Origin of the sequence: Xanthomonas sp. AM6 (assembly GCF_025665335.1) — a bacterium.
Classification (GTDB): Bacteria; Pseudomonadota; Gammaproteobacteria; order Xanthomonadales; family Xanthomonadaceae; genus Xanthomonas_A.
This window is the reverse complement of sequence record NZ_CP106869.1, coordinates 1,998,541-2,012,711: the sequence shown is the minus strand read 5'-3', so window position 1 is coordinate 2,012,711 and position 14,171 is coordinate 1,998,541. Positions and strand designations below refer to the sequence as shown.

Annotated in this window: 12 protein-coding genes; 4 read left to right on the top strand and 8 right to left on the bottom strand. The window is 70.9% G+C overall.

Going from position 1 to position 14,171, the window contains the following annotated elements:
* Positions 1-8: 8 nt before the first annotated feature.
* The 4 genes from OCJ37_RS08360 (at position 9) to dxs (ending at position 5,796) form a co-directional block, all read left to right on the top strand.
* Positions 9-1,007, top strand: a complete 999-nt coding sequence (locus tag OCJ37_RS08360; RefSeq protein WP_263113188.1) for an HlyD family secretion protein — start codon at positions 9-11, stop codon at positions 1,005-1,007.
* A 177-nt stretch (positions 1,008-1,184) separates the two neighbouring features.
* A complete protein-coding gene (locus OCJ37_RS08355) occupies positions 1,185-2,969 on the top strand; it encodes an acyl-CoA dehydrogenase C-terminal domain-containing protein (RefSeq protein ID WP_263113187.1) in 1,785 nt (594 codons plus the stop codon).
* Positions 2,970-3,071: 102 nt separating this feature from the next.
* Entirely contained in the window at positions 3,072-3,731 is a 660-nt protein-coding gene (locus tag OCJ37_RS08350) for an HNH endonuclease (RefSeq protein ID WP_263113186.1), read from the top strand.
* 151 nt (positions 3,732-3,882) lie between these two features.
* Positions 3,883-5,796 carry a 1-deoxy-D-xylulose-5-phosphate synthase gene (dxs, locus tag OCJ37_RS08345; RefSeq protein ID WP_263113185.1) on the top strand — a complete coding sequence of 638 codons (1,914 nt, stop codon included), beginning with the start codon at positions 3,883-3,885 and terminating at the stop codon, positions 5,794-5,796.
* 63 nt (positions 5,797-5,859) lie between these two features.
* Here the strand turns inward: dxs and OCJ37_RS08340 are convergent, their stop codons facing one another.
* The 8 genes from OCJ37_RS08340 to OCJ37_RS08305 form a co-directional block, all read right to left on the bottom strand.
* Positions 5,860-6,843: a TraB/GumN family protein gene (locus OCJ37_RS08340; protein WP_263113184.1), complete on the bottom strand. Its 984-nt coding sequence runs from the start codon at positions 6,841-6,843 to the stop codon at positions 5,860-5,862.
* Between the two features lie 95 nt (positions 6,844-6,938).
* On the bottom strand, positions 6,939-7,409 hold the full coding sequence (locus tag OCJ37_RS08335; protein ID WP_263113183.1) for a cupin domain-containing protein: 471 nt from the start codon (positions 7,407-7,409) through the stop codon (positions 6,939-6,941).
* Positions 7,410-7,610: 201 nt separating this feature from the next.
* A complete protein-coding gene (locus OCJ37_RS08330; protein WP_263113182.1) occupies positions 7,611-8,408 on the bottom strand; it encodes a WecB/TagA/CpsF family glycosyltransferase in 798 nt (265 codons plus the stop codon).
* Positions 8,395-9,186 carry a polysaccharide pyruvyl transferase family protein gene (locus tag OCJ37_RS08325; protein WP_263113181.1) on the bottom strand — a complete coding sequence of 264 codons (792 nt, stop codon included), beginning with the start codon at positions 9,184-9,186 and terminating at the stop codon, positions 8,395-8,397. Before OCJ37_RS08325 ends, OCJ37_RS08330 begins: the two co-directional genes overlap by 14 nt.
* 56 nt (positions 9,187-9,242) lie before the next feature.
* Positions 9,243-10,430, bottom strand: coding sequence for a GumK N-terminal domain-containing glycosyltransferase (locus OCJ37_RS08320; protein ID WP_263113180.1), 1,188 nt, complete (start codon positions 10,428-10,430; stop codon positions 9,243-9,245).
* 52 nt (positions 10,431-10,482) lie between these two features.
* Positions 10,483-11,988 (bottom strand): lipopolysaccharide biosynthesis protein, encoded by a 1,506-nt coding sequence (locus tag OCJ37_RS08315; protein WP_263113179.1) that lies wholly within the window; start codon positions 11,986-11,988, stop codon positions 10,483-10,485.
* Positions 11,985-13,034, bottom strand: a complete 1,050-nt coding sequence (locus OCJ37_RS08310; protein ID WP_263113178.1) for a glycosyltransferase — start codon at positions 13,032-13,034, stop codon at positions 11,985-11,987. The genes OCJ37_RS08315 and OCJ37_RS08310 overlap by 4 nt, the downstream gene beginning before the upstream one ends.
* A complete protein-coding gene (locus OCJ37_RS08305) occupies positions 13,031-14,164 on the bottom strand; it encodes a glycosyltransferase family 4 protein (RefSeq protein WP_263113177.1) in 1,134 nt (377 codons plus the stop codon). Before OCJ37_RS08305 ends, OCJ37_RS08310 begins: the two co-directional genes overlap by 4 nt.
* Positions 14,165-14,171 lie beyond the last annotated feature (7 nt).

Here is a 14,171-nt window from a genome sequence, read left to right as displayed (position 1 = left end):
GTCCCGCCATGAAGACCCCTGCCCTGATCCGTTTCGCCCTGACCGCCGTGATCGTGCTGATCGCCGCCCTGCTCGCGCACGCGCTGTGGCGGCACTACATGCTGTCGCCATGGACCCGCGACGGCCGCGTGCGCGCCGAAGTGGTGCGCATCGCACCTGACGTGTCCGGCCTAGTCGATGCGGTGGCGGTGGCCGACAACCAGCACGTCAAGCGCGGCGAAGTGCTGTTCAGCGTCGACCGGCGGCGCTTCGAACTGGCGCTGGAGCAGGCGCGCGCCGACCTCGCGGCCGCGCAGGCGCAGGCGCGCTCGGCCGGCGCCAGCATCTCCGCCGCGGCCGCCAGCCAGGCGGCCAGCGAGGCCGAATTCCAGATGCGCCGCGCGCAGGCCGAACGGCGCGCGCGCGCCGCGGCGGTGATCTCGGCCGAGTCGCGCTCCGACGCCGAGGCCACCGCGCGCTCGGCGCAGGCCGACGTGCACCGCACCGCCGCCCTGCGCGGCCAGGCCAGCGCCGCACAGGCGCAGGCATTGGCGGCGGTGGCGCAGGCCCAGGCCGCGGTCGACCTGGCCGAGCTGGACCTGCAGCGCACCCAAGTGCGCGCCACCGCCGATGGCTACGTCACCAACCTGGACGTGCGCGTGGGCGACTACGCCCAGGCCGGCAGCGCGCGGCTGGCGCTGGTGCGCGACGACGCGATGTGGATCTACGGCTACTTCGAGGAGACCAAGCTGCCGCAGGTGCACGTCGGCGACCGCGCCGACATCCGCCTGATGAGCGGCGGCGTGCTGCTGCACGGCCGGGTCGAAGGCATCGCCCGCGGCATCGCCGACAGCGACAACCCGACCGGCGCCTCGCTGCTGGCCGACGTCAGCCCCACCTTCAACTGGATCCGCCTAGCGCAGCGCGTGCCGGTGCGGGTGCGCATCGATCCGGCCAGCGTCCCCGCGGGCACGATCCTGGCGGCGGGCATGACCGCGACGGTCACCGTGCGTGGAAGCCGTGATTAGGGATTGGGGATTGGGGATTGGCAAAAGCGACGGCGGATCTTGGCGGCGATCCGTCCACTGCGCAGGACGGCTGTTGCCGATCCCGAATCCCCAATCCCGAATCCCGGCCCCACACTCCATACGCCGTAGTATCCTGCGCGCCTCGGCCGCGCCGCGGCCCCTGTCACGAGCGACCGCATGAGCACCTACCAAGCCCCGCTGACCGACCTGCGCTTCGCGCTGCACGACGTGCTGCAGGTGGAGGCCTTGTTCGCCCGCCTGGGCTATGCCGAGGCCAGCGCCGACGTGGTCGACGCCGTCCTGGAAGAAGCCGCGCGCTTCACCGGCAGCGTGCTGGCGCCGCTGAACCGCGTCGGCGACGAACATGGCTGCACGCTGGACGCGGCCACCGGTGCGGTCACCACCGCGCCCGGTTTCCGCGAGGCCTACCGTCAGTTCGCCGACGGCGGCTGGACCGGGCTGACCGCCGCCACCGAGTTCGGCGGCCAGGGCCTGCCGCACACGCTGGGGGTGCCGCTCAACGAGATGGTCAACGCCGCCAATCTGGCCTGGGGCAACTTCCCGCTGCTGTCGCACGGCGCGGTCGAGGCGCTGAAGCAGCACGGCGAGGCCTGGCAGCAGGAGGTGTTCCTGAAGCCGCTGGTCGACGGCCGCTGGACCGGCACCATGTGCCTGACCGAGCCGCACTGCGGCACCGACCTGGGCCTGCTCAAGACCCGCGCCGAGCCCAATGCCGACGGCAGCTGGTCGGTCAGCGGCACCAAGATCTTCATCACCGCCGGCGAGCACGACTTCACCGACAACATCGTGCACCTGGTGCTGGCGCGGCTGCCGGACGCGCCGGCCGGGGCCAAGGGCATCTCGCTGCTGGTGGTGCCCAAGTTCAAGGTCGCCCGCGACGGCAGCGTCGGCGAACGCAACGCGGTGCGCTGCGGCTCGCTGGAGCACAAGATGGGCATCCACGGCTCGGCCACCTGCGTGCTGAACTTCGACGGCGCGCAGGGCTACCTGGTCGGCCAGCCGCACAAGGGCCTGCAGGCCATGTTCACGATGATGAACACGGCGCGGCTGGGCGTCGGCCTGCAGGGCATCGGCCTGTCCGAGCGCGCCTACCAGAACGCCCTGCGCTACGCGCGCGAACGCCTGCAGTCGCGCTCGCTGACCGGCGCCAAGCTGCCAGACAAGCCGGCCGACCCGATCCTGGTGCACCCGGACGTGCGCCGCATGCTGCTGACGGTGAAGGCGCTGACCGAAGGCAGCCGCCTGCTGGCGCTGCACGCGGCGACCCTGATCGACATCGCCCACCACGCGCAGGACCCGGCCGAGCGCGAGCAGGCCGACGTGCTGGTCAGCTTCCTCACCCCGATCTCCAAGGCCTGCCAGACCGAATGGGGCGTGGAGAACACCTACCACGCGCTGCAGTGCTTCGGCGGCCACGGCTACATCCACGAGCACGGCATGGAGCAGCTGGCGCGCGATGCGCGCATCACCACCCTGTACGAAGGCACCACCGGCATCCAGGCACTGGACCTGATCGGGCGCAAGACCGCGTCCAGCCAGGGCGCGGGGCTGAAGCTGTTCCTGGCGCAGATCGAGGCCTTCCTCGCCGAGCACGGCGACAACCCGGCGGTGGCCGAGTTCGCCGGCCCGCTGCGCGAGAAGGCCGGCGAATGGGCGGCGCTGACCAGGCGCATCCTGCAGCGCGCCGCCGGCAACGCCGACGAACTGGGCGCGGCCAGCTACGACTACGTGTTCTATTCCGGCTACGTGGTGCTGGCCTACTGGTGGGCGCGCAGCGTCGCCGCGGCCGAGGCCTCGGCGCAGAGCGAGGCGTTCAAGCAGTCCAAGCGCGAGACCGCGCGCTTCTACTACGCCAAGATCCTGCCGCGCACGCTGACCCACGCCGCGGTGATCGAGGCCGGCGCCGAGCCGCTGATGGCGATGGCCGACGCGCGCTTCTGAGCAAGGCGATCGCGCGACCGGCACGCATGCGCCGCCGGTCGCGCCGATCCGTCCCGTCGCGATACACAAATCGTCAACAATCGGGTATAAGCTGTTTTCCCGATGGAGACAGACACAACAACGCTTGGTCTGATCGATACCGGAGCCTTCGCCGCTTCGGCCGGCGAGGCGTCTTTCGCGTCCTCCCCCGCCCACCTGCCTTCGGTGCGACTGCTGTCGCTGGACGCGCACGGCCGGGTGCTGGACTGGATCAACTGGCAATCGGCCGCCTGCCTGTACGCGCGCGGCGCGGTGGCCTGGACCCTGGGCGAGCCGTGCATGCACATCCATGGCGGGATGTCGCGCGCCAGCGGCGAGCGCAGCGTGCTGCACCTGCATCCGATCATCGCCGCGCGCGGCCATGCGCGCTCGCGCGCGCTCGATCCCACCCCGACCCTGACCAATACCGCGCTGTTCGCCCGCGACGCGCAGCTGTGCCTGTACTGCGGCCAGCAGTTCAGCCGCCCGCAGCTGACCCGCGACCACGTGCTGCCGGTGTCCAAGGGCGGCCGCGACACCTGGGAGAACGTGGTCACCGCCTGCTTCCACTGCAATTCGCGCAAGGGCAACCGCACCCCGCAGCAGGCGTCGATGCCGCTGCTGGCGGTGCCCTACCGGCCGAGCTGGATCGAACACCTGATCCTGTCCAACCGCAACATCCTGGCCGACCAGATGTCGTTCCTGAAGGCGCAGTTGCCCAAGCGTTCCAAGCTCTCGGTCTGAACCGCTCCCCCGGCGCGCAACGCGCCGCGCACTGCGACCGATTGCCGCACCCCGCCGCCAGCGCGGCCCGCGCCCGGACCGGGCTGAACAGGTTGCTTGCCCGTGCCTGGAATGGGGAGGAAAATGGCCGATCCGCTGAACCTTGATTCCGATGATCGACCCCACCCGCTATCCGCGCCTCTCGCGCATCCAGATCCCCGCCGAACTGCGCCGCTTCGAGGAATCGGAGCTGCCGGCGATCGCCGAGGAACTGCGCGCCTACCTGATCGAGTGCGTCGGCAAGAGCGGCGGCCATTTCGGCGCCGGCCTGGGCGTGATCGAACTCACCGTGGCCCTGCACTACCTGTACGACACCCCGGTCGACCAGCTGGTGTGGGATGTCGGCCACCAGACCTACCCGCACAAGATCCTGACCGGGCGCCGCGACCAGATCCATTCGGTCAAGCAGGCCGGCGGCGTGGCGCCGTTCCCCAAGCGCGAGGAGAGCGAATACGACACCTTCGGCGTCGGCCACTCCTCCACCTCGATCTCCGCGGCGCTGGGCATGGCCATCGCGCTGCAGCGCGCCGGCGACGAGCGCAAGGTGGTCGCGGTGATCGGCGACGGCGCGATGACCGCCGGCATGGCCTACGAGGCCCTGAACCACGCCGGCGGCATGGACCCGAAACCGAACCTGCTGGTGATCCTCAACGACAACCGCATGTCGATCTCCGAGGCGGTCGGCGGGGTCACCAAGATGCTCGGGCGGATGAGCGGCAGCAAGACCCTCAACGCGATCCGCGAGGGCGGCAAGAAGATCCTCGGCGACAAGAAGAGCAATCCCACCGCGCGCTTCGTGCGCCGCTGGGAAGAGCACTGGAAGGGCATGTTCGTGCCGTCCACGCTGTTCGAGGAGATGGGTTTCCACTACACCGGCCCGATCGACGGCCACGACCTGCCGGCGCTGATCGGCGCGCTGAAGACCCTGCAGACGCTGAAGGGCCCGCAGCTGCTGCACGTGATCACCACCAAGGGCAAGGGCTACGAACTGGCCGAGGGCGACCAGATCGGCTACCACGCGGTCGGCCCGTTCGATCCGAGCAAGGGCCTGGTGTCCAAGCCGGGCGCCAAGGCGCCGGCCTACACCGACGTGTTCGGCGACTGGGTCTGCGACATGGCCGCGGCCGAACCGGCGCTGTTGGCGATCACCCCGGCGATGCGCGAGGGCTCGGGCCTGGTGCGCTTCAGCAAGGAATACCCGCAGCGCTACTTCGACGTGGCGATCGCCGAGCAGCACGCGGTGACGCTGGCCGCGGGCATGGCCACGCAGGGCGCCAAGCCCGTGGTGGCGATCTATTCGACCTTCCTGCAGCGCGGCTACGACCAGTTGGTGCACGACGTGGCGGTGCAGCAGCTCGACGTGCTGTTCGCGATCGACCGCGGCGGCGTGGTCGGCCCGGACGGCGCCACCCATGCCGGCAACCTGGACCTGAGCTTCCTGCGCTGCGTGCCGCACCTGGTGGTGATGGCGCCGGCCGACGAGGCCGAGTGCCGGCAGATGCTCAGCACCGGCCTGCGCCACGCCGGCCCGGCCGCGGTGCGCTACCCGCGCGGCACCGGCCCCGGCGTGGCGCCCGGCACGGCGCTGGACACGCTGCCGATCGGCAAGGCGCAGCTGCGTGTGCAGGGCGCCACGCTGGCGCTGCTGGCGTTCGGCGCGACCGTGGCGGCGGCCGAACAGGTCGGGCGCGAACTCGGCCTGAGCGTGGTCAACATGCGCTTCGTCAAGCCGCTGGACCGCGCGCTGCTGCTGGAACTGGCCCGCAACCACGACGGCTTCGTGACCATCGAGGACAACGTGGTGGCCGGCGGCGCCGGCTCCGGCGTGGCCGAGCTGCTCAATGCCGAGGGCGTGCTGCGCCCGGTGCTGCACCTGGGCCTGCCCGATGCGTTCCAGCACCATGCCAGCCGCGAGCAGTTGCTGGCCGAAGCCGGCATCGACGCCGCCGGCATCCGCGCGGCGATCCTGGCGCGCTGGCCGCAACTGGCCGCCGGCGCCAACACGCCGCGTACCGCGGCCGGCTGACAGCAGCGCGGTCGGCATGGCAGGTGCGGCGCGGCCAGGCGCCGCGCGCCGCACCGCAGCGCATCAGGGCGCGACCACCTCGTAACCGCGTGCGCGCAGCCGGTCCAGTGGACCGTCGGCCTCCTGCAGGCTCTGCATCGACAGCACCGCGAAGCTGGAGCGGTTCTTCGCCAGCGCCCGCTCGGCCGCCTCCAGCCATTGGTCCAGCGCACGCCGGCGCACGTCGCCCAGGCCCAGCCTGCGCGCGATCGCGGCCTCGCCCACCGCGTCCATGCACACCCGGTACTGATCGTTGCGCGGCAGCCTGCCGAGCGCGTCGAGATCGCCTTCGGACCAGGCATTGGCACGCTGCCCCATCGCCTCCAGGTCGTCCTGGATGACCTGCAAGGTGCGTGCGAAGCAGTGGCTGTCGTTCAACGACGTCGCACGGAATTCCTGCAGCGCGCGCTTGGCGTCGGGCACCTTCACCGCCACCACCACCGGCACGATCGGCACCTTGGCGCGCTTGGCCGCGCGCGCGATCACCGGCTCGGCGACGCTGGCCATGCTCAGTCCGGACTTGCGCATCGCCGCCTCGTACAGCGCCTGCGCGGCGAAGACCGGCCGCCAGTTCTCCACGCTGCCGTCGCGCCCCAGATAGCGCGCCTTCAGCGGCAGCCATCGCGCGTACAGGTCCGCCGGCAGCACCTGCTGCAGGGTCTTGCCGTCCGGGTTGCGGCGCGCCTTCAGCAGCGACGGCAACAGCAGCATGCTGCGGAACACGCCCAGGTTCGAGGACAGCGACAGCGTCGGCGCGGCGATGACCTGCTGCGATTGGCCGATGACCCGTTCCACTTCGCCCGATTCCCACTGCATGCGCTCGGGCAGCGGCGACACCGTGCCCAGGATCCACAGCACGTGCGCGCCGCGGCGCACCTGCCACAGCCCCGGACCGGGTTGGCGCCCGGTCACCAGCACCGCGTCCAGATCGACCACCGGCGCGGCGGCCGGCGGCGCCGGCGGCGGACCCGGCTGCGCCATGGCCAGCGTCGCGCATGCCAGCAACACGGCGAGGCAGCCGCCTCGCAGCGCATTCGCCCAGCGCATCCGGCCACACGCCCGGGACGGGGCCGGCGCCGGACGCGGGCGTGGCGCGGCGTCGTTCACACCGCCAGCACGGGCAGGTCCGCGGCCAGCGGATCGGCAGCGGACAGCAGTTCGAAGCGTTCCCACAGGAAGCCCGGCGCCACCACACAGCGCACCAGGCAGTAGTCGTCCAGCGGCCGCGCCGCCTGCCAGCGGCCGGCCGGGATCACCACCGCCGGTACGCCGCCGCGTTCGCTGGCGTCCAGCCGCTGGCGTTGCAGGCCATGCTGCGGATCGAAGCTGAGCAGTTCCAGCGCGCCGCCCTCCTCCCACTGCCAGGTCTCGTCGGCGTCGATCCGGTGCCAGTCGCTGTGCTCGCCGCGCGCCAGCAGGAAGCGGATCGCGGTGCAGGCCGGACGCGTGGCGCCCTCGTGCTGGACCTGCAGCGTGGAGGTATGCACGCGGACGTAGTGCCCGCCTTCGGGATGCGGCTGCAGCGACAGTTCGTGCAGCAGGGCCTGGATACGGGAAGAGGATGCGGTCGCCATGCCTCAGTCTAGGGGCTGCCGGCGCGATTGGAACAGGCCATGCCGCAATGGCGGATGCGATCGTGTGGCCTGTCTCGCGCGTGCCGCCCGGTAGCGGCGCTGCCGAATCGCACTTCGCAGCGAGCGCCGGCGCGAGCTGCAGGCGCGCACCAGCGTTTCATCGTGACCGGCGCATGCGGCGACGCACCCGCAAGCACGCGTTCAGGGCGCGCGCGGGATGCCCGCTGCCGCCGCGCCCTGGTCGAGACGCCGGCCATTGCGCAGGCACACGCCGAAGAACACCAGCAGATCCCAGCTGTAGCGCTTGAGCAGGCGCCGCGGCTCGCGCAACAGCCGGTACATCCATTCCATGTGCAGCCGCCGCACCCATTCGGGCGCGCGCTGCGCCCTGCCGGACAGGAAATCCAGCAGCGCGCCGACCCCGAACAGCAACGGCGCGCGCAGCTGCGCGGCATGGTCGAGGATCCAGGTCTCCTGCAGCGGATTGCCGAACGCCACCAGCACCACGTCGGCGCCGCTGGCGTTGATGCGCTCGGTCAACCCGGCGCCGGCCGCGGCGAATTCGCCGTAGCCGTCGCAGGTGCCGACCACCTCCTGCCCCAGCGTCTGCCGCAGCGTCCGCGCGGCGTCCTCGGCCACACCGGGACGCCCGCCGAGCAGGAAGAAGCGCAGCGGCCGCTGGCTGTGCCGGCACAGGTACGGGATCAGGTCGGTGCCGTTGAGGTTGCCGGCGAAGCGCCGGCCATGCACCAGCAGCGCGCCCAGGTCCATGCCGATGCCGTCGTTGACGATGCGCACGCCCGGCGCGCGCAGGCGCGCGCGCAGCGCCTGGCACTGCACCACGAAGTTGGTGTTGGCGAAGAACACCTGGCGCTGTTCGCCGCGCGCCTGCGCCTGGAACAGCGTCTGCGCGAACGCCGCTTCGGTGGTGCGCAGGATCGGATAGCCGCCCAGCGCCATCACCTCCGGGCGTTCGGGCTGGCGCTCACCAGAGGTCATGGGGAAAACTGTCCAGCAGCCCGCGCTGCACGGCGTCCAGATCGAAACCGGCATTGCCGCCCAACGCCAGGCATTCCTCCACGCTGTGGCCGGCATGCCACTGCATGCGTCCGGTGCCGTAGTAGTAATCGTCGTACTTGAAGCGGTCCTCGCCGTTGCCCCAGTCCAGGTACACCGACGGCACGCCGTAGGCCTCGGCCAGGATCAGGCCGTGCAGGGAACTGGACACCACCATTTCCGCGCCCAGCAGCTGCCGCACGAACGTGGCCGGTTGCCGGTTCGGCAACACCAGCTGGTCCTTGTAGCGCGCGTACTTTTCCGACGGCTCGTTGAAGTGCGGCACGATCAGGAACGGCTGCCGCGTGGCCGGCGGCGCCAGCGCCTCGCGCGGGAAGAACAGCGGCATCAGCAGGCCCGGATCACCGTAGATCTCCGGCACTTCCAGCCCGCGCTCGCGCAGGAACGCGCGGGTCTTGGGGCCGCGCACGGCGCGCACGTCGAGGCTGTGGAAGGTGTGCCGGTCGGCCGGAATCTTGCCGTTGACGCCGCTGCCCCACACCGTGTCGCCATCCCTGGCGAAGTGCAGCACCGAGCCGATCGCGATCAGGCGCCGGCGCTTGTCGCGCTTGTCCAGCAGGGTGCGGTCGCGCTGGCCGAGGACGTTGGAGACGATGATCTTGGACAGGTGGTCGCCGACGTTGATCTCCCCGTTCTTCGGTTTCCACCAGAACAGCGCACGGCGTTCTTCGTAGTCAATCCATTTTTGCAGTGTGGACATGCGAAAGGCTCCTTATCGAGTGCGCGTAGGTCGTTCGTTGGCGATGGGGTGCGGTCTCAGGTCGCGCTGTCGGCGAACAGGCGCGTTTCCGGATAGGCCGTCGGGTCCAGCACGCGGTCGGTGGTCTCCGACCAGCTCAGGCACTGGCGATGGCGCACGTGCGGCGCCTGCAGTGCCTGCTCGATCGCCGCGACGATCGAGGCCTCGTCGCCCGGCGTGTAGCCGAAGCGCGAGCGGTAGCTGCCGACCACCGCGTTCGGGCACACCGCTGGCAGGCCGAAGAAATCGTACTGCAGCAGTTTCATCGAACTGTCGGCCAGGTACACCGGCACCTGTTCCGAGGCGTAGGGCGCGATGCCGAAGCGCGCGTGCTTGATGTAGCGGATGGTCTCGGCGTGCTTCATCTCGCCGTACACGATCACGTTGTCGCCATAGCCCGGCGCGCGGCCCATGCCCGAGCCGATCACGTGGAAGGTGACCTGCGGGAAGGCGCGGCTGGCGGCGACGAAGAAGTCCGGATCGAACAGCATCGAACCGACCGCCACTGCATGGATGCCCTCGGCGTACGGCGACGGATCGCCGAGCGTGTCCAGGTTGTGGTCCACGCCGTGGCCGACATGGAACACGTTGTGGCGGCTGGAGATCTCGTCGGCCATCGCCGGCGACACCAGCGCGATCACGTCCAGGCTCGGCGCCACCCGGTCGAATTCGCGCTCGATGTAATCGGCGACGTTGATCGTGCTCAGCCCGTCGGAGGCGCGATAGACCTTGCGCGCGGTCGGGTTGATCCGCGCCGCCAGTTCGATGAAGGCCACCGCGATGCCGCTTTCGAACACGATCACGTCCGCTTCCTGCATCCAGCGCAACAGCGTGGCCGGCGGCTTGGCCGCGTACAGCTTGAACATCAGGTCTTCCAGCGGCCGCAGCCAGCGCCGCCGGGTGTTGAACGGGTGCAGAGGCGCGCGCCACAGGTAGCAGTCCACGCCGTTGTGCCTGACCACCGTGTTGGCGGTGGCGTCCAGCGGCAGCCGCAGGTCGCCCTTGAGCCGCGACAGCAGGCTGTAGCGCAGCGAGAAGAAGCGCGTGGTCCCGCGCTTGGCCAGTTCGTCGGCGATGAAATGGATGTTGGCGCGGCGCGGCGTGCGGTAGTCGTGCGCCGACAGCACCAGGTAGCACGGGGGACGGCCGGCAATGGCCGCGGCCGGTGCCGCGGCGAGCGTCGCCGACGCGGAAGAATCGCTCATGCCATCGCTCCTTTGCGGTAGGGGGATTCGGGAAAATTCGCCGGGTCGCGGGTCATCGCTTGGCCCTGGCGTCGCGCAGCAGCGTGCGCATGTTGAGGATCGCCATCACGTCGCGACGGAACGCCGGCCACAGCGCGAACACCAGCACGCAGCCCAGCGCCATCGCCGCGCTGCCCACCGCCAGCTGCCGCCACAGCGAGCCGCCGCCCCACTGCTGCGCGGCGAAGTACGCCGCCACGCCGGCCGCGCCGTAGCCCAGGATCGCGCGCAGGCCGTTGTTGAACAGCGCCAGCGCCGGCACCTGCGGCGCCACCTTCGCGATCCAGATCACCGACAGCGGCCACATCGCCAGCAGGCCCAGCGTATAGCCGACGGTCACGCCCATCACCCCCCAGATCGAGCCGGCGAAGATGCAGGCGATCAGCAGCACCCGCCCGACCACCGAATACACCAGCTGCTGGCGCATCAGGCCCTGCGCCAGGAACACCCAGTAGGTGGCGTAGGACGCGGTCTGGAAGATGCCGCCCAGGGTCAGCACCTGGAACAGCGGCACCGCCGGCCGCCACTGTTCGCCCAGCACCAGCACGATCAGCGGCAGCGCCAGCGCGCAGGCGAAGGAGAACAGCGCCACGATCAGGTGCACCATCACCGTCTGCCCGCGCAGCAGGAAGCTGCCGAAGCGCGGCGGATCGTCCTGCAGCTGCGACAGCACCGGCAAGGCCACCGAGGTGGCCGGCGCGTTGATCTGGTTCAGCGGCATCATCAGCAGCTGGAACGCGCGGTTGTACAGGCCCAGCGCCTCGGCGCCGATGCGGTGGCCGATGATCACCTGGCCGACGTTGCGGCTGGCGTAGCCGAGCAGCTGCGCGGCCATCAGGTTCCAGCCGAAGCTCAGGAACGCGCGCATCGGCGCGTCGCGACGGTAGCCGCGCGGCAGCCAGCGCGCGCAGGCGCCGGCGATCGCCAGGTTGACCAGCGCCTGCACCACCTGCTGCCAGACCAGCGCCCAGTAGCCGTAGCCGGCCAGCGCCACGATCACGCCGGCGATCAGGCCCAGCACCTGCGCGCCGACGTCGCTCAGCGACACCTGGCCGAACCGCAGCCCGCGGCTGAGATGCGCGCGGTACTGGGTGGTCATGCCGTTGAGCAGGAAGGTCACCGCCAGCGCCTGCGAGATGCCCAGCAGCGCCGGCTCGCGGTAGAAGTGCGCGATCCACGACGAGGCCAGGAACACCACCACCGCCAGCACCAGGCCGATGCCGCTGTTGATCCAGAACAGGTTGTCGCGCTGCTCGCGGCTGACGTGCTTGGCCTGGATCGCGGCCGAGGACAGGCCGAAGTCGCGCAGGATCTCGGCCATGCCGACGATCGCGGTGACCATCGCCATCAGGCCGTAGTCGTAGGGCGTCAGCAGCCGCGCCAGCAGCACGATGCCGCCGAACTGCACCACCATCTTGGCCAGCTGCCCGGCCATCGTCACCGCCGCGCCGCCGGCCGCGCGCGAGCCCAGGCTGCGTTCCGGCGGCGCTGCGGGCGGCGGCGCTCCGGCCGCGCTCATGCCAGCGCCTCGGCGCGCTGGCCGAGCGCGTCCAGATAGCTGCGGTAATGCTGCACCCCGATCGCGCTCCAGTCGCGCCGCGACAGGTCCGGCATCGCGTCGGCCGGCAGCCGCTGCGCCTGCGCCAGCGCGTTCGCCAGCTGCGCCGCATCCAGCTCGCCCTGGTACAGCAGCACCCACTGCGGCCCGACCTCGGCGGCGATCGCCGCATTGGCCTCGTTCCACGGCGCCAGCACCGGCCGCGCCAGCGACAGGGCCAGCAGCAGCGTGCCGGAGTTGTGCATCTGCCGGTACGGCAGCACCACCAGTTCGGCCTCGCCGACCTCGCGCGCCAGCACCTCGTCCTCCACGTACTGCAGGCGCGCGCTGATCCGCGGATCGGCGGCGCAGGCCTGCTCGACCACGGCGCGGATCTGCGGATTGATCGGGTTGCCGGCGATGCGCAGGCTCAGCGCCGGATCGGGCAAGGCCTGCAGCGTCGCCACCAGCGTTTCCACGCCCTTGTACGGGCGCAGCAGGCCGAAATGCAGCAGCCGGCCGCGCACCCGCGGCGGTTGCGGCATCGCCGCGTACCAGTCGCGGTAATGGCCGTGCAGGATGGTGTCGGTGGCCGGCGCGCGTTCGGGCGTGGTCGCGTTGATGCGGATCCAGCGCGCGGTCAGGCGATCGGTCCAGCGCAGCAGCTGGCGCTCGCGCCAGCCCTTGTCCTCGTGCGGGGCCACGTTGTGCAGCGTGCGCACCAGCGGCACGCCGGTGAGCCACAGCCGCAGCAGCAGCAGCGCCATGCACGCCTGCTTGGCCAGCGTGCCCAGGCCGGTGCGGTGCCGCATCATGTATTCGGGCCAGTGCACGTGCAGCACGTCGTAGCGCGACAGCAGCGCCGCGCGCATCGAGAAGAAGCGCAACTGCACCTGCTGCGGCAATGCGGCGTAGAGCTGGGTCAGATACGGGTTGGTGGTGGCGGCCGGCCGTTCGGTCGACAGCAGCACGGTGATCGGCGGGCCGGGCACGCGCGCATCGCCGCTGCAGCGCGGTTCCACGCTCATCGCCCGCCCTCCGCCACGCCGAGCGCGGCGCGGTACTCGTCCAGGTAGGCGCCGACCACCTGCTCCCAATCGTAGCGCTGCGCGTAGGCCATGGCCGCCTGCCGTTGCGCGGCGAACGCGGCGTCGGTGGCGGCCGCATAGGCCTGCACCGCGCCGGCGGCGCGCTGCGCATCGGTCGGATCCACCAGCACGCCCTGCGCCGATTCGCGCACCAGCCGCGCGAACGGCGGGATGTCGCTCAACACCGGCAGCAGCCCGGCGCTCATCGCCTCGACCGCGGCCAGGCCGAAGCCCTCGTGCCGCGACAGGCACACGAAATACTGCGCGCTGCCCAGCAGCTGCGCCAGTTCCTCCTGCGAGGGCGCTACGTGCAGCTGCACGCGCTCCTGCAGCCCGCGTTCGGCGATCGCCTGCTGCAGGTCGGCCTGGCTGAAGTCGTATTCGCGCCCGGCCACGATCAGCCGCCACGCCGGATCCTGCGCGGCCAGCGCGCGCAGCAGGTCCAGCGTCTCCAGCAGGCCCTTGTTGACCGACCAGCGCCCGAAATAGATCAGCGTGCGTCCGGGCAAGGCGCTGCCCTGCCCGGCGAACTTGCTCACGTCCACGCCGTTCTCGATCACCCTCAGGCGCTGCGGCGCGACCACCGCGGAGAACACCTGGCCGTCGTTCTCGCTGGTCGCCACGACCCGCGCGTAGGCCAGGGCGGAGGCCCGGGTCAGGGTCTTGAACCACAGCATCTTCAGCCGCGAGGCGTAGGTGGTGTGGAAGAAGCCGCCGTGGGTGGACACGATCATCGGCGTGCCGTGCAGCGCGCGGGTCAGGGCCAGGAAGTCGTAGAAGAAATCGATGCCGTGCACGTGCACCAGGTCGGCGCCGCGCAGCGCGGCCAGCACCTGCGGCGCCAGCGGATAGCGCGAGGAGCCGCGAAACGGCACGCGCACGATCGGCACGCCCTGGTGCACGTCGCGTTGCGCCAGCCGCTCCTGCGGCCGGGTGAAGACCCGGTCCAGGGTGACCACCTCGACCTGATCGCGGCCCTGCTGCAGGTGCCGCCGCGCGATGTTCAGCACCACCTCCTCCATGCCGCCCACGGACGGATGGAACTGGCGCACCACATGTACCACTTTCATTGAGCGC